The organism is Psychroflexus sp. S27, assembly GCF_002810405.1.
Lineage (GTDB): Bacteria > Bacteroidota > Bacteroidia > Flavobacteriales > Flavobacteriaceae > Psychroflexus > Psychroflexus halocasei_A.
Map to the genome: position 1 here is coordinate 118,078 of NZ_NEXQ01000024.1, position 26,083 is coordinate 144,160.

Sequence of the window (26,083 nt, forward strand, 5' to 3'; positions counted from 1 at the left end):
ACTATTTTTAGCAAGAATGCTTGCATCAATGTTTATATTTGTCAAAAATTAAATTTATGGCAAAAACACTCATCATCGGAGCTTGTGGCCAGATAGGTTCTGAGCTTTCTGCAAAACTAAGAGAGAAACACGGTAAGGATAACATCATCGCAAGTGACATTCGGGAAGGTTCGGAAGACATTATGAATGCAGGTCCTTTTGAGGTTCTGGATGCAACAGATTTCCATGCTTTGCAAGATACTATTTTACATTATGATATTGACACCGTTTATCTCATGGCAGCGATGTTAAGTGGAACTGCTGAAAAGTTTCCGATGAAAGCTTGGCAGCTTAATATGGAGACTTTATTTAATGTATTGAATCTTGCTAAAGAGAATAAAATCAGTAAAGTGTTTTGGCCATCAAGTATTGCCGTTTTTGGACCTACAACACCGAAAATGGATACGCCACAGCAAACTGTAATGGAACCATCAACCGTTTATGGTATCAGTAAACAAGCAGGTGAGCGTTGGTGCGAATATTATTTTAAGCGTTACGGCGTTGATGTGAGAAGTATTCGATACCCAGGTTTAATCAGTTATAAAACGCCTCCAGGTGGCGGCACAACCGATTATGCAATTGAGATCTTTCATTCAGCAGCAAAAGGAGAGAAGTACACGTCTTTTTTAAGTGAAGAAACAGCTTTGCCAATGATGTATATGGATGATGCGATTAAGGCGACAATCCAGTTGATGGAAGCTGATGCTGATGATGTTAAAGTTAGATCATCTTACAATTTAGGCGGCATTAGTTTTACACCAAAAGTATTGGCTGATGCAATTAGAAAAGAAGTTCCTGGTTTTGAAATCGATTACGAACCAGATTTTAGACAACCTATTGCCGATTCTTGGCCGTCAAAAATTGATGACACTGAAGCACAAAAAGATTGGAACTGGCAACATGAATATGATCTTGAAGCTATGGTGAGTGCCATGCTTAAAGGCGTTAAAAGTTTAAAATAAATTTTCAGTAAAATGATAAAACAAAAAAGCTCCAATGACGGAGCTTTTTTTGATTTATAAGATAAAGGTTAATTTATCCTTTAAAGCTTGCGCTTAAATATTCTCTATTCATACGTGCGATGTTTTCTAAAGAAATGCCTTTTGGACATTCTAACTCACATGCGCCTGTGTTTGTACAGTTCCCAAAACCTTCATTATCCATTTGGTGAACCATGTTTAAAACACGTTCTGTCGCTTCAACTTCACCTTGTGGTAGCAAAGCATATTGAGAAACTTTAGCTGAGGTGAATAACATTGCACTTGCATTTTTACATGCGGCAACACAAGCACCACATCCAATACATGTTGCTGCGTTGAAAGATAAATCTGCGTTTTCTTTCTCTACAGGAATGCTGTTCGCATCTTGTGTGTTTCCAGATGTATTCACAGAGATATAACCTCCTGCATGCTGAATTCTATCAAAAGCAGAACGATCAACAACTAAGTCTCTAATCACAGGGAAAGCTTTTGCTCTAAATGGTTCAATTGTAATTGTATCACCATCTTTAAAGCGTCTCATATGAAGTTGGCAAGTTGTAATCCCTCTATCAGGACCATGTGGCTCGCCATTAATCTGTAGTGAACACATCCCACAAATACCTTCACGGCAATCGTGGTCAAATTCTACTGGCTCAACGTTCTTTTCAACAAGTTCGTTGTTAAGGATGTCAAGCATTTCTAAGAAGGACATATCACCATGAATGCCATCTAAGTCGTAAGTCTCAAATCCTCCTTTTGCGTTAGCATCTTCTTGACGCCATATATTTAATTTAAGTTTCATACTCTTTGATAATTAGTTGTTACAAATTCAGAAAAACTATTAAGCTTCTTATTTATAACTTCTTGTTTTCAATTCAATATTTTCAAAATTCAAGTCTTCTTTATGCATGACTGCTTCGCTAGGTTTTCCTTTGAATTCCCATGCAGCGACATATTTAAAGTTCTCATCATCTCTCATCGCTTCGCCATCTTCAGTTTGGTATTCTTCTCTAAAGTGACCGCCACAAGATTCATTTCTGTGTAAAGCATCTTTTGCAAAAAGTTCAGCTAATTCTAAGAAATCTGCGACACGTGTTGCTTTTTCAAGTTCAGCATTTTTTGACTCTGCTTTACCTGTTACACGTACATTTTTATAAAACTCGTCTCTCAGTTCTGCAATTTCATGAATTGCTTCTTCTAAACCTTTAGCATTTCTTGACATTCCACTTTTGTTCCACATAATCAATCCTAATTTTCTGTGGAAGTAATCAACTGGTTTTTCACCATTCACGTTGATCAGTTTGTCAATTGTATTTCTAACAGATTTTTCAGCTTCTTCAAATTCTTTTGAGTCTGTTGAAATTTCTCCTGTTCTAATATCATCAGCTAAGTAGTTACCAATTGTATAAGGTAATACGAAATAACCATCTGCAAGACCTTGCATCAATGCTGAAGCACCAAGTCTGTTTGCACCGTGATCAGAGAAGTTTGCTTCTCCAATAGCGTAACAACCAGGAACTGTCGTCATTAAATCGTAATCAACCCAAAGTCCGCCCATCGTATAGTGAACCGCTGGATAAATCATCATTGGTGTTTCGTATGGATTTTCATCAGTAATTTTTTGATACATGTCAAAAAGGTTACCGTATTTTGACTCAACAACTTGCTTACCTAAACGTATAATCTCTTCTTGAGAAGGGTTTTTATGTCCAGATGTAAAAGCTTTTTCCTTTCCGTAACGGTGGATGGCACTTTTGAAATCAAGGTAAACTGCTTGACCTTGTTTGTTGACACCAAAACCAGCATCACATCTTTCTTTAGCAGCTCTTGACGCCACATCACGCGGCACAAGGTTACCAAATGCAGGGTATCTTCTTTCTAAATAGTAATCTCTGTTTTCTTCATCAATTTGTGTTGGCTTTAATTTGCCTTCACGAATTGCAATTGAATCTTCTTTTTTCTTTGGCACCCAGATACGTCCATCATTACGTAATGATTCTGACATCAAGGTTAATTTTGCTTGCAAGTCACCAGAAACTGGAATACAAGTCGGGTGAATTTGTGTATAACAAGGGTTAGCAAAGAAAGCACCTTTTTTGTGTGTTCTCCAAGCTGCAGTCACGTTACTTCCCATCGCATTTGTCGATAAGTAGAAAACGTTTCCGTAACCACCTGAAGCAATCACAACAGCGTGAGCTGAATGTCTTTCAATTTCACCAGTGACTAAATCTCTAGCGATAATTCCTCTTGCTTTTTCGTCAACAACAACAAGTTCCATCATTTCGTGACGGTTGAATGCTTGAATTTTACCACGGTTTATTTGTCTATTCATCGCTGAATAAGCACCGAGTAAAAGTTGCTGACCTGTTTGACCTTTAGCATAAAATGTACGTGAAACAAGTACACCACCAAAAGATCTGTTATCTAGTAAACCTCCGTATTCTCTAGCGAATGGTACACCTTGAGCAACACATTGGTCAATAATATTTCCTGAAACTTCAGCTAATCGATATACGTTTTCTTCTCTTGAGCGGTAGTCACCGCCTTTAACTGTATCGTAAAATAAGCGATAGTTTGAGTCACCATCACCTTGATAGTTTTTTGCAGCATTGATACCGCCTTGTGCCGCAATTGAATGCGCACGACGCGGTGAATCTTGAAAGCAAAATGTTTTGACATTGTAGCCTAATTCTGCTAAAGTTGCAGCTGCACTACCACCTGCTAGTCCTGTTCCAACAACAATAACATCTATATTTCTCTTATTGGCAGGGTTAACGAGGTCGATTTCGTTTTTATATTTTGTCCATTTGTCTGCAATGGGACCTTGAGGTACTTTTGAATCTAAAACTGACATAATCCTTTCCTGTTAATTATTAATATAGTGAAATACAGCAATAAAGATGAATCCTAGAGGAATCACAACAGCAAAAGCTTTTGCGAAAACCGTTAAGGCTCTTGAATATTTATTGTTGAATCCGATTGATTGAAATGATGACGCAAATCCATGAAGGAGGTGCAACATCAAAAAGATAAATGAGATGGCATAAAGACCAGTTCTAATCGGGTCTCCTGCAAATTTAGCAACAGTTTCTGAGTAGTAACGTGTTGGATCTTCAGGATGACTTTCTATATATTTGTGAACGATTTCAGGGAACCAAAAGTCGTAGAAATGAAGACCTAAGAACAATAAAATAACTGCTCCAGAGAAAATCATATTTCTTGACATCCAACTTGAGTTAGCACCGCCACTGTACTTTTTGTACTTGACAACACGCGCTTTGTTGTTTTGGATCTCTAAAATAAATCCCATGATAAAATGAAAAACAACACCAAAAATTAAAACTGGTTGTAAAACAGCTTGCACTAAGAAATTTGTTCCCATAAAATGAGAAATTTCGTTGAAAGTGTCTTCGCTAAATACAGAAGTAAAATTAATTGTGAAATGTTGTGCTAAAAATAGAACTAAAAATAGTCCTGAAAGTGCCATAGCAAATTTCCTTGCTATTGATGTTTTTGATATCCCACTCATTACAATTTGTTTGAAATTTACACCAAAAGTACACTTGATATTGATTAAATACAAGTGAGGCCTTATATTTAAATATAATTTAGAATAGTTTTAAAGTTAAAAACACTTGATTTTTTCTCAGATAAATTTAAAATTCAAAGATTTAATTCATTTAAGGCTAAAAATATTTGATTTGTCATTCAAAAATTAAATCTAGAAATTCTGATTTAAATTTCATGATGTTTAAGAAATTATTTGAATAAATTTGATTTTAGTTCTATATAAATTTTGAGCCAACACTTATGAAATCTATCAACCTGCGATCACCACTATATTATGATAAACGAGGAAATGGCAATCATGTACTTTTATTTGTTCATGGTTTTTTAGAAAGTTCAAAGATGTGGAATTCAGTATTATCACATTTCGATGAAGAGAAATACACAGTTTACACAATCGATTTACCAGGACATGGTGATTCTCCTGTTTTTGAAGAAGCAAATAATTTAGAAAAGTTAGCAGAACTTATTTTTGAGTTTGTCAAACTTCATAAAATCGATGAACTCTCAATCATCGGTCATTCATTAGGCGGTTATATCGCTTTAGCTTTTGCTGAAAAATACCCTGATATTTTACAAAAATTGATTTTGCTGAACTCTACTTCTTTAGCGGATTCAGATGTAAGAAAAAAAGACAGAAATCGAGCGATTGAATTATTGAAAAAACATCCACGAGCCTTTAAGTCAATGGCTGTCAAGAATTTGTTTTTACCAGAAACACATCAGAAATATGAATTTAATAAAGCTGCAGAAGTCGCCCAACAATGTGAAACTCAAGCTTTGATTTTAATAACGGAGGCCATGCGTGACAGACGAGATAGATCTGATATTTTGAATCAGTTTAATTCACAAAGTTTACTTATTTTCGGAGATCAAGATCAAATTGCAAGCTTTCAAGATATTGAATCTGTGATTGAAAAATACGATTTAAACACAGCTGTATTATCTGGTGGACACATGAGTTTGATCGAGCATCCCGAGAAAGTGATTCAGCTGATAAAAGAATTTTTATGATAAAGAAAAATGCACAAATAGAAGGTCAAAACGGAAAACCTATCTTGATTGATTATACTTATTCTAAAAGATTTACAAATCAAGAGCTCGTTATCTTTTGTCACGGCTACAAAGGTTTTAAAGACTGGGGCGCTTGGCATCTGATCGCTGAAGCTTTTGCTGAAAAAGGAATTGCTTTTCTAAAATTTAATTTTTCACATTACGGTGGTACACTTGAATCTCCTTCGACTTTTGAAGATTTACAAGCTTTTGGACAAGATAATTATTCCAAACAACTGAATGATTTAGGTTTAGTGATTGATTGGGTTGAGCGTGAATTTGCTACTAATCCGCATATTATCACAAAAAACTTAATTTGATTGGTCACAGCAGAGGCGGAGGCATTGTTTATCTTAAAGCTGCTGAAGATAAGAGAATTCAGAAAGTCATTTCATGGTCATCCGTAGCGGATTTTAAAGAAAGATTTCCAAAAGGAGATGATTTCGAAGAGTGGAAAGGAAAAGGTGTTTACCATGTCAAGAATGGACGAACAGGCCAAATGATGCCGCATTATTTTCAATTTTTTGAAGATTTTCAAGCCAATGAAAAACGTTTGTCAATTTTGGAACAAGCTAAAAATTTGCAACAGACAGCATTAATCGTTCACGGAACTTCAGATGAAGCTGTCAACTTAAATGACGCGAATAGACTGGCTGAAGTAATTCCGAATTCTGAAATGTACTTCATCAAAGATGCGAATCATGTTTATGGTATGAAACATCCTTTTGAAGCTTCTGTTTTACCAAAACAAACACAAGACCTCATCAAGGTCAGTGTTGATTTTATTTTAGAAAATTCAAATTAAAACTTTCTCTTTTCTAAGAAAAAATCTTTCATGAGCTGTGCGGCTTCTTCTTCCATAATGCCAAACTCGACCTTTGTTTTAGGATGAAGTTTAGCTTGCATTGATCGGTAACCGCGTTTGGCATCTTCTGCTGCAAAAACAATTTTGGAGATTTGACTCCAGTATAAAGCGCCTGCACACATTTGGCAAGGTTCAAGCGTTACATAAAGCGTACAATCGTGCAAATATTTTCCGCCGATATAATTGGCTGCTGCTGTGATAGCCTGCATTTCTGCATGGGCAGTGACATCGGTGAGTTGTTCTGTTAAATTATGTGCCTGGGCTATAATTTGATTACCATGCGTGATGATCGCGCCTACAGGAATTTCAGCTTTTTCGTATGCCATTTCGGCTTGTTGAAAAGCTTTTTTCATGAAATAATTATCGTCAAATGGTTGAAGCATATTCAAAAATACAATTTCTAATTGGTAACTTTGTGGTATGGATTATGAATTGCTTTCAAAAATTGATTCGCCAGCAGATTTAAAAGAATTAAGTCAAGCTGAATTATTAGAGTTGACATCTGAATTACGTGCTTTTATCATCGATGTTGTTTCGACTAAAGAAGGACATTTGGGTGCAAGTTTAGGCGTTGTAGAACTCACAGTTGCATTGCATAAAGTTTTTGAAACACCTGAAGATTTGCTCGTGTGGGATGTCGGACATCAAGCTTATGGCCATAAAATACTAACTGGAAGACGCAAAATTTTTGAAACAAATCGACGTCTCAACGGCATCAGTGGATTTCCGAAACCTGATGAAAGTCAATACGACACTTTTGGTGTTGGCCATAGTTCAACTTCTATTTCTGCCGCTTTAGGAATGGCAATCGCCTCACAATTAAAAGGCGACAAAGAAAAACAACATATCGCTGTGATTGGTGATGCATCAATTGCTGCAGGGATGGCTTTTGAAGGATTAAATCACGCAGGCGTCACGGATGCTAATTTATTAGTGATTTTAAATGATAATGCTATCGGTATTGATCCAAGTGTTGGCGCACTTAAAAATTATTTAACCAAAGCTAAAATAGGTCGAAAACCAGCTCAAGATAATATGATTGAAACTCTGAATTTCAATTATGAAGGCCCGATTGATGGTCATGATTTGCCTAAACTCATTGAAACTCTAGAAAAGCTCAAGCAAGTCAAAGGGCCAAAGTTTTTGCATGTGATCACTAAAAAAGGAAAAGGATTAAAAAGTGCTGAGCAAGATCAGGTCACTTATCATGCACCAGGGCAGTTTGATAAAAACACTGGAGAACTTTTGCCTAAAGATGACAGAAATTTACCTCCTAAATTTCAGGATGTTTTTGGTTTATCATTATTAGAATTAGCACGAGAGAATCAAAATATTGTTGGCATTACTCCTGCAATGCCAACAGGAAGTTCTTTGAAATATATGATGCAAGAAATGCCAAATCGTGCATTTGACGTCGGTATTGCTGAGCAGCATGCTGTTACTTTTGCTGCTGGATTAGCAACGCAGGGGCAGAAAGTTTTTTGCACGATCTATTCAACATTTTTACAACGTGCTTATGATCAATTGATTCACGATGTTGCATTGCAAAACTTACCGATTGTTTTCTGTATTGATCGTGCTGGTTTGGTTGGTAATGATGGAGCAACACATCACGGTAGCTTTGATTTAGCTTACCTCAATTGTATTCCGAATATGGTGATTGCAGCGCCTTCATCTGCTATTGAGTTGAGACAAATGCTTTATACAGCCTCTCTATATGATGAACATCCTTTCGCGATTCGTTATCCACGTGGAAGAGCTTTTAATATAGATTGGCAAGTTGATTTTGAAAAAATTGAAATTGGAAAAGCAAAGCAAATTTCAGAAGGTCATGATATTGCTATTTTGAGTTTAGGAAGTGTGGCTCATGAAGTTCAAAATGCTATAAAATTGGTTGAAGATCAATGTCAGCCTAGTCATTATGATTTTAGATTTTTAAAACCGCTTGATTGTAAAATACTTCATCAAATTTTTAACACATATGATAAAATTATCACTGTTGAAGATGGTTCTGTTATAGGTGGTTTTGGCAGTGTTGTTTTAAGTGAAGCGCAACAGAAAAATTATCTTGGAGAAATCCATCCATTAGGCATTCCTGATATATTTATTGAGCATGGAAGTCCTGAAGAACTTTATGATCTTGTTGGTTTATCGGCTGATAAAATCGCTTTAAAGATTAAAGAAATGCTTTAATTCTTACTGAAGTTTCTACCAATTTCATCTGGGTAATATTCGTGTACAGGCTTACTTTGATAAAAGGCTTTTGTATTAATTTCTAAAGCTGTTAAAGGGCCTTTAAAAGCTGCACCTGTATCAACATTCCAGATGTTTACTGCATTAACTGGTTCAGTTTTTCCTAAACGCGTGACAGGTGTATGACCAATGTATATCTCCTTGAAATGTTTTAATCTTTTAGGGTATGTTTTGTCTTCTTTAGTTATTCTATTGTCCAATGCTAAAGCCATTTCCCATAAAGTCCTGTCCCAATAAACTGTGTCTTCGTGATATTCAAATTGAGGGCCACTCATGTTTGAAAATCCTGCATGAAGAAATAATCGATTTTGTTCGTCGATGATATAATCTTCTAAATTGTCTAAAAAATTAATATGTAAATCTATCGTCGTTTGGTCTAAATTCTCGTAGGTTTTTTTTGTGCTTTTACCGCCGTGCTGTAACCATTTTTCATTATTGAAATCTGTGGTTAGCCATTGTAAAACCAAATCGTCATGATTACCTCTAATAAAACGACAATTTAATTCTTCTTTGATTTGAATTAAATATGAAACCACGTGAGCAGAATCGCTCCAGCCATCAACATAATCGCCAAGAAAGATGAGTTGATCTTCGTCTCTTAAATCTAATTTTTGGAGAAGATCTTTTAGTGCAAGTAATCCACCATGGATGTCACCAATCACATAAGTTTTAGGCATTTTAGTTGTATTTGATTTTTCTTAGAATTCGTAATTTATCTTTTACGCCTTGATATGCCAAGTCAAAATCATTTTTTAGCAAATTTTTGGCTAAATTAAGTTTATCTAGTGCATCTTCAAATCCATTGAGATAGGCGATTAAGTAAATGCTTGGCAATTGTTCAAGATCACGAATTTCTGAATTTGCCAGTTTTAAATTTTTTTCAATTTTTTTTAAAAGTGTAGCATTGTGATTCATATAATGGCTTAATGTTTTTGCATCGTATTGTGGCGGATCAAAAAGCATCTCTGTTTGGATATCGTAACTCATTGTATTCTTAAACCTGATGCTGACTTTTTCAAGTGGATAATGATTGAATTTTGTTTTCAAACCTAAATGAACGTATTCTACAATTTCGAATTTTTCGTCATCATAACTTATTTTGACTTCATCAAAAGTTGAGTAAAAAAGTTTGACTTGTTCATTGATAAGTTCAATATTGACACGTGAGAGAAATTCTTGCTTATCTCTATTTACTTTTTGTCCAGCCCAGCAAACAACAAAATATTCTTTAAAGACATGATATTGAGGGTTGAAGTCTTTTGCCTTTTCCATAAACTCAAAGACGTTGTCAAGAGTATATTTGATGGTGTTATGCGAGTTGTCTTCAATGGTTTTTACAGCGATGTGATTGCTGTGTTTATCAGAGTTGAATTCTTTTGGTATAGGTTTGCTATTGCTGCCTTGTCGAGCAAAAGCTTGATTTCTTTTATATTTCCATATATTCTTACGTAGCGAACAGATGCTGCTTTCTTCTTTTGGGTAAATGCTGACTAAGCCAACGACTTTTTGATTTGGCAAATGTGGGAATTGAACATTCTCGTAAATAATACGCGGCGGATTGTTGAGATAGGCATTGATGAGGTTTTGAATTTTACTGTCATCAAAAAAATCAGTGCCAATCACTTCATTGTCTTGATCTGTTACGCCGACAACTATAAAACTTGCGTTATTCGGGTTTGAGTTGGCTAAGGCGCAAACATGCTTCAGAAATTTAGCTTTACCTTCTTTTGAGCTTAAATTGAGTTGTTGTTTTTTATCATAGAAACTATTCTCACTACTATGTGCTAAAAGGTTTTTAACAAGAAGGCGTTTATTAAGCATCGTGTTGTAAAATTACACTTTTAAACTGAATAAAAATAAAAGGTATAAAAAAAGCGAGACCTTTTAAAGTCTCGCTTTCAATTGGATAATTCTATAAATTATGATTTAGAAATTGAACTTAACACTTAAGCTCCATTGTCTGTCAAATCCGAAATAACCTCTGTTTGTTTCGCTAATTCCTTTGAATGTACGATCACCAGCTTCAACTGCTTTGTTTGAACTTAAGCTAGTTAAGTAAACTTCGTTGAACAAGTTATCAATACTTCCACGGAATTCTAAAGATTTTTTACCTTCTAACTCTAACTCATATGATGCTCCGATTCTCACTAAATCGTAAGATGGCAATTCAATAATTGTGTTATCACCGTTAGGGTCAGTAAATTCAAGAGGATCTAAGTCCGCGAAAAGATCAGCGTAGTAGTACCAATCAGCATCAACACTTAAGTTTCTTGTAATTCTATAGTTAGCACCTAAGCTAAAAGTTGTTTGTGGTGCGTTACCAATTTTCTCACCATCAACATAAGATTCTGTTCCTGATAAAGAAGGAATGATCTCTAGACTATTTGAGTCATAAACATCTTGAAGTGGGTTGTCTGAATATTCCCAGTTGCCGATAGCTGCAAGACCTTTAATTGTTAGTCCATCAATTGGTTTGTAAACGAAATCTAATTCTGCACCGTAGTGAGTTTGTTCAATTTGCGTAAAGTTTGTGATATATTCTTCATCGATACCATCATTACCAACTAGATCTGCTCTAATTGTACCTGTATCAGTTCTGTTAGCCCATTTTGTCCAGTATGCATTAAGGTTCATGCTAAACTTTTCTAGAGACAAACCGTAACCAACTTCGATACCTGTGATATCCTCATTTTCAGCTAATGGATTGATATCGTTAGAATATCTTTTGTAAATGTTATCGTGGAAAGGTTGTCTTGAGTAGAAACCTGCATTTACGAAAACATTATGATTATCATTAATGATATAATTTAAACCAGCTTTAAGGTTGTAACCTAAGTTTTCAATACTTTCAGATTCTTGATTTTCTGGTAAAGTATATGCGAAATAGTCGTAACGTGTATGGTTTTGGTTTGAAACAGAGCCTTGTAAGAAGGCAGAGAATTTATCAGTTGCGTATTCAACTTGACCGAAACCACCGATGTAAGAAATGTCTTCAGAGTTGCTGTAATCAATCTGTTGATCGCTTCTTACTGTGTTGAAAGTTGGACCAAATAAAGAAATATCATTTGAGTCAAAAACAACTTGACCGCCAGGGATAGAGCCGTTTCCACCTTCATACCATCCGTCTAAACCAAGTTTGTTCACAACTTGTCTGTAGTGATCACCATGGTAATATCTGTAGTCAAAACCTACATTAAATTCTAACTCGTCATTAACTTCATGGTTAAAGTTAGAAACAATACCTGTCCAGAAGTGGTTGTTCATAGAAGCTCTAGTGATATAACCCATCTCATTTGGGTAATCATCCATTCCAACAATATAATCTTGACCACCAATATTAGTTGGAGCTAAACCTCTGTTATGTGCATAAATTGCATCAAAATCAATTTGTCTGTTAGCGTTAAATTTGTCGTTGTAACGTCCTAAAGGACCTGTTCCACCACCTCTACCGAAAGAAGCATAGACAACTGTTGATAAATCACTTTTATCAGAAATATTCCAATCCCAGTTAAAGTTTGTTACTGGTTTGTGGTAGAAGTTTGTTCTTTCGTTATAGTACTCACCGTTTAAAGTACCCCAGTTTTCATTGTAACGTCTTCCGTAATCTAAAGCATATCCGATATTTCCTTGGTAAGCTTGGTCGTGCATTTGTGGAGCGCCAGTTAAAAGGAAGTTGAAGGCATGTTCATCAGAAGGTTTATAACCTACAGAAAAGAAGTAAGTTGTTCCCTCACCTTCAGTTCCGTCATAAAAGTTACCATCGCCTTGCCAGTAAGATAACATATAAGTTGAAGACCAGCCATTTTCGTTAGCACCCGTTGAGTGATAAGCAGTTGACTTAGTATAGTTATTGTTCGCAACTTCTTGCTGAACGTAGCTTCTTTGCATGCTGTTATAAGTTTGTGTAACAATGTTGATTGTTCCACCTACTGAAGAAATTGCTAATTTAGAAGCTCCAAGTCCTCTTTGTACCTGAACTGCGCTAGCGATGTCTTTAACACCTTGCCAGTTTGACCAGTACATTTTACCGTCTTCCATTCCGTTAATTGGTTGACCATTTAACAAGAAAGCTGTGTTACTTTGGTCAAAACCACGAACTCTAATTTCAGAGTCACCGTAACCACCACCTTGAGAGTTAGAGTAAACAGAAGGAACAGATCTTAAAAGCTGAGGAAATTCAGCATTACCTGCAACTTTAGTAATATCTTTTGATGTAACAGTACTCACCGCAACTGGTGTTTGTCTTCCTGTAGCAACATCAATAATACCTTTACCTACAATCACTATTTCGTCTAAAGATTCAGCGTCCTCGTTCAATGAAACTGAACCTAAGTCTAAACTAGAGCCAGTAACGTTAAATTTTACTTGTTTCTTTTCGAAGCCAACGTAAGAAAAAACTAAAGTTCCTTGACTTTCTTTAACGTTTATTGTAAAGTTTCCATCAAAGTCGGTAGTTGTACCAGTTGTGGTTCCTTTAACAATAACGTTAGCACCAGGTAGTGGTGCATTCATTTTTGAATCTACAACTGTACCTGTAATGGTTTGTGCAGATAAGACTAAACCAAACATGAGGAATAAGCCTAGAAATAATGTTCTCATTGCGAAAAATTTTGTTTATAAATTTTTTGCAAAAATCGCACACTTTAAGTTAGTGTATATTAACTTAATGTTAAGAAACGACATTTCTTAAATTTTATAAGTTTAAATCTGAATGTACTTGATTTTATCAAGCTTAGTTTTCAAAGGTTCGATAAAATCGTAATAAGAAGGTTTTATTTCTTCTTTCATAGGTTCTGCATCTGGAAGGTCTTGTTTATAAGGATCAACTTGTCTTCCATCAACCCAGAAACGATAACAAACATGTGGTCCTGTAGCTAAGCCTGTGCTTCCTACATAACCGATAATGTCTCCCTGCTTGACGTAGTCTCCTTTTTTAACAGCTCGACGAGACATGTGTAAATATTGTGTTGTGTATTTATTTGTGTGTCTTACCTTAACATATTTGCCATTTCCTCTTGTATAGCCAGATATTGTGACAACACCATCAGCTGTTGACCAAATCGGAGTTCCTGTAGGCGCGGCATAATCAGTTCCTTTATGAGCTTTCCATCTTTTCTGGACAGGATGAAAACGTCGTCTTGTATAGCGGGAAGAAATTCTGCTATATTCCAAAGGCGCTTTTAAAAAGAAGCTTCTTAATGTTTTAGCGTTTTCATCAAAATAATCCTTTCGACCTGTTAAAGAATCTATTTCAAAATTGAATGCATAAAACTCCCTTCCTTTATGTTTAAGAATAGCAGCTTCAACTTCTTGAAGACCCGCGTAAACAGTGTCGTTAATGAATTTTTCTTTATAAACAAGCTTAAATTGATCTCCTTTTTGAAGTCTAAAAAAGTCAACACTCCATTGGTAAATCTCAGAAAAACGGCTTGCTAAAATATAATTTAACTCAGCATCGCTTATCGCTTGTGATAAAGAAGTCTTGATGACACCAGAGGTTGTTTTACGCTTAATAGTGACTGGCTTTTTACCTAATCGTCCTTTAATTGAGTCGCCTAAATCGATGACGGCATAATTGATACGGTCTTTTTCATAAATAAAATAACGACTTGTCTCAGTTGTGTCTTTATTTTTAAGAATGATATAAGGCTTACCTTTATTAATTCGTCTAAAGTTGATAATACTATCAGAGATATGTTGGGTGACTTGATAAACTTTCGCAGGGCTAACGCCTTTTTCATCCATAATAGAACCGAAAGTTTCCCCAGAACGAACGGTGTCGCGTTCGATACTGAAATCGTCAAGATTTAAACCATAACCGATCAAGGGTTTCTTTTCGATAACCTTAGTTGGTTTCTCTTCCTTGACTTTTTTGGATGCTGTTTTTTTATCATTTTGACATCCAGCGGCAAAAAGTAGCAAAGTGCCAAATAAAAAAAAGTATTTTGCTGTTTTCAAGAGCTTATTTTTCTGCAAAAATAGATTTTTTAGCTTTTTTAAAACCCAAATTTTGTTAAATTAAAATTGAGCTAAGTTGGATGAGTCTATTCCTTAATCTGGGATGATGCGAAAAGAGTGTTTAAGTCCTCGGAATTCAGTCAGCTTAGCGGTTAAAGAACCGACAGCTAGTTTAGCTTCAATCTTGACTGGAATTTTGTTTTTGTCATCTGTAATCCACATTGTAAGGCTTTCTTTCTCTTCAAAAACACGACCTGCCATCACATAAGGTCTAAATTTAAGTGTAGGTACTTTACCAAAATCTGTTGAAATTTTTTCACGACCTAAAAATTTAACTTGAAAAGGGAAGTTTTCTTCATCAAAAAATAAATTAACTTTAATCACATCTCCAGCTTTAATCTTTTTTCTATCAACTGTATTCCTAAGGTAATACAAAACTGAAATCATGTCTTGTGAGCCTTCCTTAAATGAAAAATGATTTGAGGTATTGTGTTTGCGATCGTAAACTTTGACTGAATTCGAATCGTGATTAAAAACAAGTTTCTTATCCTTAATATGTCCACCTTCATTAATTTTACGAACAAATATTTGAGGTAAATCAGTTTCAGGATCTATGTAAGATTTATACTCATCACGAACTTTGAAAAATATATCTAATAAACCTGTTGATTTACCAAAGCCATCAACAAATAAAACTTCTTTATTGTCGATTTCTGCTTTTTTAACTTTAAGTGTGGCTTCGCTGGCTTTAAACCAACCATATTTTATTTTAAATTTTAAATCTTCTCCAGCTTGATAAGCACTTTGTGCATAAGTGGCTGTAAGACTTAAAATAAAGACTATGGTGAGGAAATATGATTTTTTCAATTGTTTAGTTTTAATGGGTCAAGCCTGAAATATTCAAAAATCCTACCAAAGTCAATTGGCAGGATTTAATTATAGATTATTTAAGATTTCTAAAGTGTCCCTCTTAAACCTTGCTCTCGCTCAATAGACTGGAATAAGGCTTTAAAGTTACCTGCTCCAAATCCGCGTGCGCCCATGCGTTGAATGATTTCCAGAAAGAGTGTTGGTCTATCTTGTACTGGCTTTGTGAAAATCTGTAAAAGATAACCTTCTTCATCAGCATCAACCATAATTCCAAGACTTTTTAATCTCTCGATATCTTCTCTTAATTCATGGTCAAATTCTTCTAACCTCCCAGGAATAGCTTTGTAATAATCATCTGGCGGTGTTGATAAAAACTCAATTCCTCTGGCTCTTAAATCAGAAACTGTTTTGATGATGTCATCTGTAGAAACAGCAATATGCTGAACGCCTGGTCCTTCATAGAAATCAAGATACTCTTCAATTTGAGATTTTTTCTTTCCTTCTGCTGGTTCATTAATTGGGAACTTAATTCTACCGTTTCCATTACTCATTACTTTACTCATCAAAGCTGAGTATTCTGTGTGAATTTGTTTATCGTCAAAAGATAAAAAGTTGACAAAGCCCATCACATCTTCATACCATTTGACCCAAATGTTCATTTCGTTCCAGCCAACATTTCCGACCATGTGGTCAATGAATTTTAAACCAACAGGCTCTGGGTTGTAATCAGAAACCCATTTTTCATAACCTGGTAAAAATTGACCTTTATAGTTTTTGCGTTCAATAAACATGTGAACAGTTTCGCCATAAGTGTAAATTCCTGATTTAACAATTTCACCATGCTCATCCTTTTCAACAGTTGGTTCCATATAAGATTTAGCACCTCTTTTTGTGGTTTCTTCCCAAGAAAGTTTTGCGTCTTCAACCCATAGCGCAATGACTTTAACGCCATCACCATGTTTAACAATATGATCGTTAATCGGACTTTTTGAGTTAAGAGGTGATGTCAGAATAATTCTGATTTTATCTTGCATCACAACATAAGAAACGCTGTCTTTACTTCCTGTTTCTAAACCTTTGTAAGCATAAGTTTGAAATCCAAATGCTGATCTGTAATAATGTGCTGCTTGCTTTGCATTACCGACGTAAAGCTCAACGAAATCAGTACCTAAGAGTGGTAAAAAATCTTGCGCGCCCTCAAAAATTTTTTCTAAACCGTAATTGACGGACTCTACTTTTTTTGCCATAATTTTTAAATATTTTAGTTTTAGTGATTGTTTATTTTATTCAAGCCATGATTTATGGTAGCTGTCATCAGCGATTTTCATTCCTTCTTCAGTCACCTGAAGAGGTTTGAAAGTGTCAACCATCACGGCTAATTCTTCTGTTTCAGTTTTTCCAATGCTGCGTTCTGCTGCGCCAGGATGTGGCCCATGCGGAATGCCTGCGGGATGTAAAGAAATATGTCCTGCTTCAATGTCATTTCGACTCATAAAATCGCCATCAACATAATAAAGAACTTCATCACTGTCAATATTACTGTGATTGTAAGGTGCAGGAATTGCTTCTGGGTGGTAATCGTAAAGTCTTGGACAGAAAGAACAAACCACAAACGCATCTGTTTCAAAAGTTTGATGCACTGGCGGCGGTTGATGCACGCGACCTGTGATAGGTTCAAAATCGTGAATTGAAAATGCGTACGGATAATTATAACCATCGTAACCCACAACATCAAAAGGATGTGTGGCGTAAACCATATCAAAAATACGGTCTTGTTTTCTCACTTTTATCAAAAAATCTCCTTTTTCGTCATTGGTTTCAAGCTCGTAAGGTTGCCTGATGTCGCGTTCGCAAAATGGAGAATGTTCGAGTAACTGGCCAAAATGATTCCTGTATCTCTTTGGTGTATATATTGGTCTTCTTGATTCAACAATAAAGAGTCTATTATCAGAAGTTTCAAAATCAATTTTATAAATCACACCACGAGGGACAAGTAAATAATCGCCGTATTTGAAATTTAAATTTCCGAATTGCGTGCGAAGTTTTCCTTTTCCTTTATGTATAAAAAGAAGCTCATCTGCATCCGCATTTTTGTAAAAATAATCTTTCGTTGACTGTCTTGGTGCTGCTAAAGTGATACTGCAATCACTGTTATGTAAAACCGTTTTTCTGCTCTCTAAAAAGTCATCTTCTGGCGTTGTTTTAAAACCGTGAAACCTGTAAGATTTGATGTTGTTATCAATTGTGATTTTCGGACTGACATCATAAGAAGATTTGATCTCTTTAACCTGAGTTGGCCTGTGAACATGGTAAAGATTAGACGACATACCATCAAAGCCTATTGTGCCAAATAATTGTTCATAATAAAGATCGCCATTAGGTTTTTTGAAAATCGTGTGGCGTTTATGCGGAATTTTTCCGAGTTTATGATAAAAAGGCATAGTTCTTATGTTTTTCCAAATATCTATAAAATAGATGTAAAAACGAAATAAAAAACTCACCATCATCAGAACTTAAACGTTAAGTTTTTGAATATTTGTCTTTTATGATTTTTCTTAAACTCAATTGATTTTCCTCTTAAAACTTATCAATTAGCTTATATTTGCAAGCCAAAAAGATAAGTATTGAAGTGGTTATTTGCAATTATCGGGTTTGCGATTAGAGGTTTAGGCGGCGCTATTTTAGGTTTGTTGATAGGAAGTATTCTGGAAAGAATTTTCTTTACATCTTCTAAATCTCGTGGTTCAGGTTCTTTTTTTGATATGTTCGATGAGTCGCCAAAAAGCAGTGTTTCTCCATCAGATTTTGAGCTGAACTTATTGTCTTTGTCTTCTTTAGTCATTAAAGCTGACGGTCGCGTTTCTCAGTCCGAAATGGATTTTGTAAGGATGTATTTCGTCCAATCTTACGGAAAAGAGCGTGCCAATGCAACTTTTAGAACTTTCAATAATGTTGTAAAAAACAGAGAGATTTCAGCGGATCGTATTTGCGCTTATCTCAGACCTCGCTTAAGCTATGAAGTGCGTTTGCAAGTGCTTCACTTTTTATTTAATATCGCTAATGCTGATCAGCATGTTTCAGATTCTGAAATACAAGTGATCAGAAATATCGCGCAACATTTGAGAGTTGGTCATCAAGATTTTGAGAGCATCAAAGCCATGTTTTTCCAATCAGCCGACAATGCTTATAAAATTCTTGAAATTGAGAAATCTGCTTCTGATGCTGAAGTTAAAAAAGCTTACAGAACAATGGCTAAAAAATACCATCCTGATAAATTACAACACATGGATGAAGTACACCAAAAAGGAGCTCAAGAGAAGTTTACAAAAGTGCAAGAAGCCTACGAGAAAATACAAAAGGAACGCGGTTTATAAAAAGCTTTTTTGTTAGAAGTTTTAATTCCCTTTTAAGGTTTGATTCTACGCGTTTATCAATTAGCTTTTTTATCTTTACTTTAAATTTTTTCAGTCAAAAATGTCTTCTCCATCCATTGATCTTATTCTAAAAACGCTTCCGCAAAGTCCTGGAGTTTATCAATATTATGATAAAGAAGACAAGATTCTTTATGTTGGAAAAGCTAAAAATCTCAAAAAAAGAGTTTCTTCATACTTTACAAAAAAGCATGACAATCGAAAAACGGAGATTTTAGTTTCTAAAATTAAGGACATTAAACACATTGTTGTTGAGTCTGAAATTGATGCTTTATTACTTGAAAATAATCTGATCAAGAAACTCAAACCACGTTACAATATTTTGTTACGTGACGATAAAACTTACCCGTGGTTGTGCATCAAAAAAGAAAGATTTCCACGTGTTTTTTCCACTCGACATTTAATTAAAGATGGCAGTGAATATTTTGGACCTTATCCGACAAAAAATACGGTTAAAATATTATTAGAGTTGATTAACGGACTTTTTCAGCTCAGAACTTGTCACTACGATTTATCTAAAGAAAAAGTAGAACAGGGAAAATATAAGCGCTGTTTAGAATATCACATTGGCAATTGTATGGCGCCTTGTGAAGGTCTGCAAACAGAAGAAGAATATGCTGAACAAATCAACTCAATCAGGCGAATTTTAAAAGGAAATTTTAAAGATTCTTTAGATGCTTTTAAAAAACAAATGCAAACTTTAGCTGAAAACATGCGTTTTGAAGAAGCACAGAAGATTAAAGAAAAAATACAAGCACTCGAAAATTACCAAGCTAAATCAACTGTCGTCAACTCAAAAATTAGTGATGTTGATGTTTTTAGCATCAAAAGTGACGAGGCTTTTGCATATATTAATTTTCTACAAGTGAAGCATGGTGCAATCATTCGATCGCAAACACTTGAATTGAAAAAGAAAATGAATGAAGATGATAAAGCTTTATTAGAGTTAGGCATCATCGAAATTCGTCAACGTTTTGAAGGTTTGTCAAAAGAAGTTTTAGTTCCATTTGAAGTTGATTTAGGCGAAAATATTAAAGTGACTGTGCCAAAATTAGGTGATAAAAAAGCTTTAGTCGATTTGTCACTGCGCAACGCTAAGTATTACAGAATGGAGCGTTTTAAACAAATTAAAATTGTTGATCCTGAGCGGCATACCAATAGATTGATGGCGCAAATGAAAAAGGATTTACGCTTGCATGAAGAACCAAGACATATCGAGTGTTTTGATAATTCAAATATTCAAGGCACAAATCCTGTGGCGGCCTGTGTTGTTTTTAAAAACGGAAAACCAAGCAAGAAAGATTATCGTAAATTTAATATCAAAACTGTTGAAGGGCCAAACGATTTTGCTTCAATGGAAGAAGTGGTTTACAGACGTTATAAACGCGTGTTGGCAGAGGATGAGGATTTGCCACAGCTTGTGGTTGTTGATGGTGGAAAAGGTCAGCTTTCTTCTGCTTTACAAGCTTTGGAGAGACTAGGCTTGCGAGGGAAGTTACCAATTATTGGGATTGCTGAGCGTCTAGAAGAGCTCTTTTATCCTGGAGATAAATATCCACTTTATTTAGATAAAAAGTCTGAAACATTAAAAATTATTCAGCGTCTAAGAGATGAAGCTCACCGATTTGGCATTACTTTTCATCGGAATAAAAGAAGCAAAGCTGCAATTGATACTGAATTAGAAAAAATACCTGGTATAGGTGAAAAAACTGCGATAGATTTATTGCGACATTTCCGATCTTTGTCAAAAATTAAAAAAGCTTCAAAAGAAGATTTAGCCGCAGTTGTAGGGCAATCTAGAGCTCAGAAAATATTAGAATATTATAAAGTAAAGCCTCATGAAAATTAAATTTTTAATCATTACGATTTTTACTGTGAGTTTGCTTTCAGCTCAAAACACAGTTTTGGATTCCTTGAAGAGTTCTAATAAGGATCTGCGTGTAGGGCTTGTTTTAAGCGGAGGTGGTGCAAAGGGTTTGGCACATATTGGTGTGATCAAAAAAATTGAAGAATCTGGCATTCGTATTGATGAAATTGGCGGAACGAGCATGGGCGCTATTATTGGCGGACTTTATGCTGCGGGTTATTCAACACATCAATTGGATTCAGTTTTCAGACAAATGAATTTTAAAAAACTGATTCAAGATGATTTCCCTAGAGAATCCAAAACTTATTTTGAGAAAAAACAATCTGTGCGCTATGCGATCCGTCTGAATTTTGATGATTTTAAGCCGACAATTCCTTCAGGTATTTCAAAGGGTCAAAATATTTATAATCTTTTAGCCCAACTCACGGCGCATATTCAAAAGGAAAAATTTGATGAGTTGCCAATTCCTTTTTATTGCATCGTCACAAATGTAGAAACAGGGCAGGCTGAAATTCTCACTCAAGGGAGATTAGCTGTAGCTATGGCAGCTAGTGGCTCAATACCAACATTGTTTCAGCCAGTTAATATTGAAGATAAACTCTATATTGATGGAGGTGTTTTAAATAATTATCCTGTTGAGGAAATGGAAAAAAGAGGTGTCGATTTCATTATTGGTGTTGATGTGCAAGACAGTTTGATGACACGCGAAAACCTTAAAAGTGGTCTTGATATTTTTACACAAGTCAATAACTTTAGGACAATCAATGCGATGAAGCCTAAGTTGGAGTTGACAGATTTGTATATCAAACCAAATATTTCAGATTACACCATTATGTCTTTTGATAAAGGATCAGAAATAATTAAAAGAGGAGAAGTCTCTGGAGATTCTGTCATGACAGAGTTAAAGAAAATAGCTGTTTTACAAAAACCTTTAAAACCTAAGCAAGGACTAAAAATTGTTGACAGCCTGACGATAAATTCTATCAGAATTAAAGGTGATTCGGATTACCCAAGAAGTTATATAGTTGGGAAATTAAATGTAGAGCAAAACAAAAAAATCGCTTATCAGCAATTAAATAATGGCTTGAATAACTTGGCTTCGACCGATAACTTTAATAAAATTCATTACAGCCTTGATAAAGATGGTCAAGGTTATATTCTCAATCTTGAAAATTATGAAAATAAAGTTGATACTTATTTGAGGTTTGGCGCGCATTATGATCAACTTTATAAAACATCAGCCTTGGTTAATTTCACAAGGAAAAGTTTGTTTTTTAAAAATGATCACACGTCAATTGACTTTATTATTGGTGAAAATATAAGATATGATTTCAGCTATTTTATTGACAAAGGTCGCTATTGGAGTATCGGACTCAATTCTAGTTATAATCGTTTTTCAGATGATGTTGACTTTCAATTTATTGTTGATAACACGCAAATACCTTCAGCTGACATCAATGAAGTGAGACTTTTATTCAAGGATTTTACAAATCAATTTTTTGTAGAAACCCGCTTATTTGATAGTATGAGATTTGGTTTGGGTGCTGAATATAAACACTTGAGTGCAACCACAAACACAATTATTTTGGATCAAAATGAGAATAATCAAGTGACTGAAGTTGATAATTCAATGCTGACAAGTCCATACGGTTATTTTAAATTTGATAGTTTGGATGATGAGTTTTTTCCATCTAAAGGGTTTTTATTTGAAGGGAAAATGAATATTTATTTGCCTTTTTTTGATGATTATTCTGAGTTCTCAATAATAAAAGGAAAGGTTTCAAAAGCTTTCAAAATATTTCCAAAGCTAAATGCTTTTGTATCAAGTGAAGCTGGTTTTACAATTGGTAATGAGGATTTAGCAAGTATGAATTTTTATTTAGGAGGTTATGGAAACCAAACCATCAATAACTTTCAGCACTTTTTAGGTTATGATTTCTTTACAATCTCAGGAAACAGTTACATCAAAGGAGATCTGCGATTGGATTATAATTTTATACAAAACCATCATATTTTAGCCTACGCTAATTTTGCAAATCTAGATGATGATTTGTTTAAAGATGGAGATTGGTTTTCTGAACCTAGCTTTTCAGGTTACGCACTTGGTTATGGTCTTGAAACTTTTTTGGGGCCAATACATTTAATAGGTTCATATTCGCCAGAAGTTAAAAAGGCAGAATGGTATATCAGTCTTGGTTATTGGTTTTAATCCTTTGTAAACCTATCATCAACAGGCATAATAGTACCACACTCATCACAAGTTCTTTTTTCTTCATCACTATAGAAATCTTTGAAGTGACTCAAGAAATCTTTTTCAATATCATTTAAAGGAAAATAGACTTCATGTAGTTTATGATTGCAGTTATCGCAAAACCACATCAAACCATCTTCACCATCCAAGTGATTTCTCTTTAGTTCAACAACTAAACCAACTGAACCTTCTTTTCTAGCGGGTGAATGCGGAACTTTGGCAGGATTCAGATACATATCACCAGGACTTAATTTCATCGTTTTTTTCTTGCCTTCATCCTGAATGTGAACTTCGATTTGGCCTTCAAGCTGGTAAAACAATTCTTCTGTTTCATTGTAGTGGTAATCTTTTCTGGCATTTGGTCCGCCTACAATCATCACGATAAAGTCACCAGCATCTTTATAAATATTTTTATTTCCGACAGGCGGTTTTAATAGATCACGATTTTGTTCTATCCACTTATTTAAATTGAAAGGAGCTGAAACAGGCATAATAAAGATTTTCTATAAAAGTAATTATTTGTTTTTAAAAGTATCAATTTCAATTAAAAAAAATAGTTTTACGTGTAACAAAAAGTGATTGTTAACAACAAATAAAGAAATTGTATATCATGAAAATTAGAAGTTTCGTGCGTTTAGAATGGAAACAGTTTTCCAGATCTTCATATTTCCAAAAAGGTTTAGCAATCAAAATTCTTTTGGCTTTTGGAGCTTTATATTTCTTAGCAATGGCAGTTTTTGTTGGTGTTGCAGTTATTTTTGGCTTAGAAGAAGCCTTCCCAGAAAAAGATCCGTTTAAGGTTTTAAATAATTATTTGATTTATTACGTTTTAGGCGATTTGGCTTTTCGTTATTTCTTACAGCAACTCCCTGTGATGAATATAAAGCCTTTACTAATTCTGCCTATTAAAAGGTCGGCGGTTGTCAGGTTTTTGCTTTTTAAAACAAATCTATCGTTTTTCAACATTCTGCCAATGTTTTTCTTTGTCCCTATCGCAGGTGTTTTGCTTTTTAAATCTTATGATGTTATTGGGACATTAGTTTGGTTGCTTTCATTTATTTGTATTGGTTTTTCTATTAATTACGCCAATTTTTTAATCAATAAAACTAAAGTTTACTTTTTCATAATCTTAGGCTTAGTCGCAACTTTGTTGGCTCTCAACTTTTACGGAATTATTGATATTGCAAGCTATTTCGGGACAGCTTTTTATGCGATTTATACAGATTTATATTGGATACTTATTCCGATGATTCTTCTGTATTTACTTTTCAAAATAAATTATAATTTCATTTTTAAGCAGTTTTATATCGACGGTGCTATTGTTGAAAAAGCATCTGACGTTAAATCTTATAACCTCAGTTTTTTAGATCGATTTGGTAAACTTTCAATTTTCTTGAAAAACGATGTCAAAATGATTTTAAGAAATGCACGTCCAAAACAAGTTTTGCTGACTTCATTTTTCTTTCTTTTTTATGGATTAATTTTTTACACACAAGACATGTATTCAGAGATTCCGGTCATTTTGGCATTTGCGTCAATGTTTATTACAGGTGGATTTTTACTCACTTTTGGTCAGCTTGTACCGTCTTGGGATAGTGAGTATTATAAATTGATGATGAGCCAGAATATTCCTTATCGTCAATATTTAGAATCAAAATTGTATTTGATGATTTTCGCAACCCTTATTTCCACAATTTTAAGTTTGCCTTATCTTTATTTTGGTTGGGATATTTACGCCATGATTCTAGCTGGCGGTTTGTTTAATATAGGTTTAAACACTTTTATTACACTTTATGGAGGTGCTCTCAATCGCGTGCCAGTTGAGCTGAATCAAAAAGCAAAAGCATTCTCAAACACAAATGGTTTTAGCCCAGCGCAACTCTTAATTAGCTTACCAAAAATATTTGGTCCAATGCTTTTATTCTACATACCTTATAAATTAATCAGCTTCGACGCAGGATTGATTGTGCTTGGTTTGAGCGGCGTTGTTGGGTTGTTGTTGAAAAATGTTTTTTTAAATAAAATTGAAAAAGTCTATCAGAAGGGCAAATATAAAACAATTGCTGCTTTTGACGAAAAGAAATAAACTATGGAAAATATACTTATCAATACTCAGAATCTGACTAAAGCCTATAAAGGTGTCGAGGTTTTAAACATCCCTGAATTAGAAATTCCTAAAGGACAAAGTTTTGGTCTAGTTGGAAATAATGGCGCTGGAAAAACAACTTTTTTCAGTATGCTTCTAGATTTAATTCAGCCAACAACAGGTCAGATTACAAGCAAAAATATTGTTGTGAGTGAAAGTGAAGATTGGAAACCTTTTACATCATCATTTATTGATGAAAGTTTCTTGATTGGTTATCTTACAGCTGAAGAATATTTCTATTTTATTGGAGATTTACGTGGCGTATCAAAAGCTGAAGTGGACGAATTACTAGCTGGTTTCTCTGATTTTTTTCATGGAGAAATTTTAAATCAAAAAAAATATTTACGAGATTTATCTAAAGGAAACCAGAAAAAAGTAGGTATTGTCGCAACTTTTATCGGAAATCCTGAAGTCATTATTTTAGATGAGCCTTTTGCAAATTTAGACCCAACAACACAAATTCGTTTGAAAAAGATTATCAAAGAATTATCGGACAATAATGAAGTCACAATTTTAATTTCCAGTCACGATTTGATGCATGTCACTGAAGTTTGTGAGCGCATTGTCGTTTTAAATAAAGGAGAAATCGTGAAAGATACACAGACGAGCGAGGCAACATTAGAAGAATTAAATGCATATTTTGGTCAAGAAGAGATGAATTGATGTCATAAAAAGTTCTTAATTTCTTTTAAAAATCTATTTTTGTAAGACATAATAAACAGGCTGAAAATTAGTTATGTTTGCGCTAGCTTTAATTATATGTTTAAAAAATCACTTCTTTACCTAGGTTTTTTCTCTTTTAT

At 34.6% G+C, this 26,083-nt stretch carries 22 protein-coding genes; 10 read left to right on the forward strand and 12 right to left on the reverse strand.

The genetic code is table 11. The annotated features are described in order from the left end of the window. Positions 1-56: 56 nt before the first annotated feature. Entirely contained in the window at positions 57-1,001 is a 945-nt protein-coding gene (locus CAP47_RS08355) for an NAD-dependent epimerase/dehydratase family protein (protein WP_100776213.1), read from the forward strand. A 73-nt stretch (positions 1,002-1,074) separates the two neighbouring features. Here the strand turns inward: CAP47_RS08355 and CAP47_RS08360 are convergent, their stop codons facing one another. Genes CAP47_RS08360 through CAP47_RS08370 form a run of 3 tightly spaced genes read right to left on the reverse strand, consistent with a single transcriptional unit; the run spans position 1,075 to position 4,548 of the window. Next, complete coding sequence (locus CAP47_RS08360; protein ID WP_100776214.1) at positions 1,075-1,821, reverse strand: succinate dehydrogenase/fumarate reductase iron-sulfur subunit; 747 nt, start codon at positions 1,819-1,821, stop codon at positions 1,075-1,077. 48 nt (positions 1,822-1,869) lie between these two features. After that, positions 1,870-3,873 (reverse strand): fumarate reductase/succinate dehydrogenase flavoprotein subunit, encoded by a 2,004-nt coding sequence (locus CAP47_RS08365; RefSeq protein WP_100776215.1) that lies wholly within the window; start codon positions 3,871-3,873, stop codon positions 1,870-1,872. Positions 3,874-3,885: 12 nt separating this feature from the next. Beyond that, positions 3,886-4,548: a succinate dehydrogenase cytochrome b subunit gene (locus CAP47_RS08370; RefSeq protein WP_100776216.1), complete on the reverse strand. Its 663-nt coding sequence runs from the start codon at positions 4,546-4,548 to the stop codon at positions 3,886-3,888. A 281-nt stretch (positions 4,549-4,829) separates the two neighbouring features. Here CAP47_RS08370 and CAP47_RS08375 point away from each other — a divergent pair, with 281 nt between their 5' ends. The 3 genes from CAP47_RS08375 to CAP47_RS12515 are packed head-to-tail and all read left to right on the forward strand — an operon-like array spanning position 4,830 to position 6,444. Next, on the forward strand, positions 4,830-5,600 hold the full coding sequence (locus CAP47_RS08375) for an alpha/beta fold hydrolase (RefSeq protein ID WP_100776217.1): 771 nt from the start codon (positions 4,830-4,832) through the stop codon (positions 5,598-5,600). After that, the gene (locus tag CAP47_RS12510) at positions 5,597-5,959 is read left to right on the forward strand and encodes an alpha/beta hydrolase family protein (protein WP_238141005.1); all 363 of its coding nucleotides are present in this window, start codon (positions 5,597-5,599) and stop codon (positions 5,957-5,959) included. Before CAP47_RS08375 ends, CAP47_RS12510 begins: the two co-directional genes overlap by 4 nt. Continuing rightward, a complete protein-coding gene (locus tag CAP47_RS12515) occupies positions 5,956-6,444 on the forward strand; it encodes an alpha/beta hydrolase family protein (protein ID WP_238141007.1) in 489 nt (162 codons plus the stop codon). Before CAP47_RS12510 ends, CAP47_RS12515 begins: the two co-directional genes overlap by 4 nt. On the opposite strand, the gene CAP47_RS08385 is transcribed toward CAP47_RS12515, so the two are convergent. Next, on the reverse strand, positions 6,441-6,887 hold the full coding sequence (locus CAP47_RS08385) for a nucleoside deaminase (protein WP_100776218.1): 447 nt from the start codon (positions 6,885-6,887) through the stop codon (positions 6,441-6,443). The genes CAP47_RS12515 and CAP47_RS08385 overlap by 4 nt on opposite strands. Before the next feature lie 37 nt (positions 6,888-6,924). On the opposite strand from CAP47_RS08385, the gene CAP47_RS08390 reads away from it, so the two are divergent. After that, a complete protein-coding gene (locus CAP47_RS08390; protein ID WP_100776219.1) occupies positions 6,925-8,697 on the forward strand; it encodes a 1-deoxy-D-xylulose-5-phosphate synthase in 1,773 nt (590 codons plus the stop codon). Here CAP47_RS08390 and CAP47_RS08395 read toward each other — a convergent pair. The 7 genes from CAP47_RS08395 to CAP47_RS08425 all read right to left on the reverse strand — a co-directional run bounded on the left by CAP47_RS08395 (position 8,694) and on the right by CAP47_RS08425 (position 18,026). Continuing rightward, entirely contained in the window at positions 8,694-9,434 is a 741-nt protein-coding gene (locus CAP47_RS08395) for a metallophosphoesterase family protein (RefSeq protein WP_100776220.1), read from the reverse strand. The two genes, CAP47_RS08390 and CAP47_RS08395, sit on opposite strands and share 4 nt — an antisense overlap. Position 9,435: 1 nt before the next feature. Beyond that, positions 9,436-10,578 (reverse strand): ATP-binding protein, encoded by a 1,143-nt coding sequence (locus CAP47_RS08400; protein WP_100776221.1) that lies wholly within the window; start codon positions 10,576-10,578, stop codon positions 9,436-9,438. 105 nt (positions 10,579-10,683) lie between these two features. Next, positions 10,684-13,356, reverse strand: a complete 2,673-nt coding sequence (locus CAP47_RS08405; protein ID WP_100776222.1) for a TonB-dependent receptor — start codon at positions 13,354-13,356, stop codon at positions 10,684-10,686. 102 nt (positions 13,357-13,458) lie between these two features. After that, positions 13,459-14,715: a M23 family metallopeptidase gene (locus tag CAP47_RS08410; protein WP_238141009.1), complete on the reverse strand. Its 1,257-nt coding sequence runs from the start codon at positions 14,713-14,715 to the stop codon at positions 13,459-13,461. Positions 14,716-14,808: 93 nt separating this feature from the next. Then, complete coding sequence (locus CAP47_RS08415) at positions 14,809-15,582, reverse strand: DUF3108 domain-containing protein (RefSeq protein WP_100776223.1); 774 nt, start codon at positions 15,580-15,582, stop codon at positions 14,809-14,811. An 89-nt stretch (positions 15,583-15,671) separates the two neighbouring features. Beyond that, positions 15,672-16,832, reverse strand: coding sequence for a 4-hydroxyphenylpyruvate dioxygenase (gene hppD / locus CAP47_RS08420; RefSeq protein ID WP_100776224.1), 1,161 nt, complete (start codon positions 16,830-16,832; stop codon positions 15,672-15,674). Between the two features lie 36 nt (positions 16,833-16,868). After that, positions 16,869-18,026, reverse strand: coding sequence for a homogentisate 1,2-dioxygenase (locus CAP47_RS08425; RefSeq protein ID WP_100776225.1), 1,158 nt, complete (start codon positions 18,024-18,026; stop codon positions 16,869-16,871). Positions 18,027-18,209: 183 nt separating this feature from the next. On the opposite strand from CAP47_RS08425, the gene CAP47_RS08430 reads away from it, so the two are divergent. From CAP47_RS08430 to CAP47_RS08440, 3 genes are all read left to right on the forward strand, one after another. After that, entirely contained in the window at positions 18,210-18,959 is a 750-nt protein-coding gene (locus CAP47_RS08430) for a TerB family tellurite resistance protein (protein ID WP_100776226.1), read from the forward strand. Between the two features lie 100 nt (positions 18,960-19,059). Then, positions 19,060-20,865, forward strand: coding sequence for an excinuclease ABC subunit UvrC (gene uvrC, locus CAP47_RS08435; protein WP_100776227.1), 1,806 nt, complete (start codon positions 19,060-19,062; stop codon positions 20,863-20,865). Beyond that, positions 20,855-23,092, forward strand: a complete 2,238-nt coding sequence (locus CAP47_RS08440; protein ID WP_100776228.1) for a patatin-like phospholipase family protein — start codon at positions 20,855-20,857, stop codon at positions 23,090-23,092. Before uvrC ends, CAP47_RS08440 begins: the two co-directional genes overlap by 11 nt. Here the strand turns inward: CAP47_RS08440 and CAP47_RS08445 are convergent. Beyond that, the gene (locus tag CAP47_RS08445) at positions 23,089-23,625 is read right to left on the reverse strand and encodes a 3-hydroxyanthranilate 3,4-dioxygenase (RefSeq protein ID WP_100776229.1); all 537 of its coding nucleotides are present in this window, start codon (positions 23,623-23,625) and stop codon (positions 23,089-23,091) included. The two genes, CAP47_RS08440 and CAP47_RS08445, sit on opposite strands and share 4 nt — an antisense overlap. Positions 23,626-23,744: 119 nt before the next feature. On the opposite strand from CAP47_RS08445, the gene CAP47_RS08450 reads away from it, so the two are divergent. Next, positions 23,745-25,220 carry a DUF5687 family protein gene (locus CAP47_RS08450; RefSeq protein WP_100776230.1) on the forward strand — a complete coding sequence of 492 codons (1,476 nt, stop codon included), beginning with the start codon at positions 23,745-23,747 and terminating at the stop codon, positions 25,218-25,220. A 3-nt stretch (positions 25,221-25,223) separates the two neighbouring features. Continuing rightward, positions 25,224-25,943 carry an ABC transporter ATP-binding protein gene (locus CAP47_RS08455; RefSeq protein ID WP_093238506.1) on the forward strand — a complete coding sequence of 240 codons (720 nt, stop codon included), beginning with the start codon at positions 25,224-25,226 and terminating at the stop codon, positions 25,941-25,943. Positions 25,944-26,083: the final 140 nt, after the last annotated feature.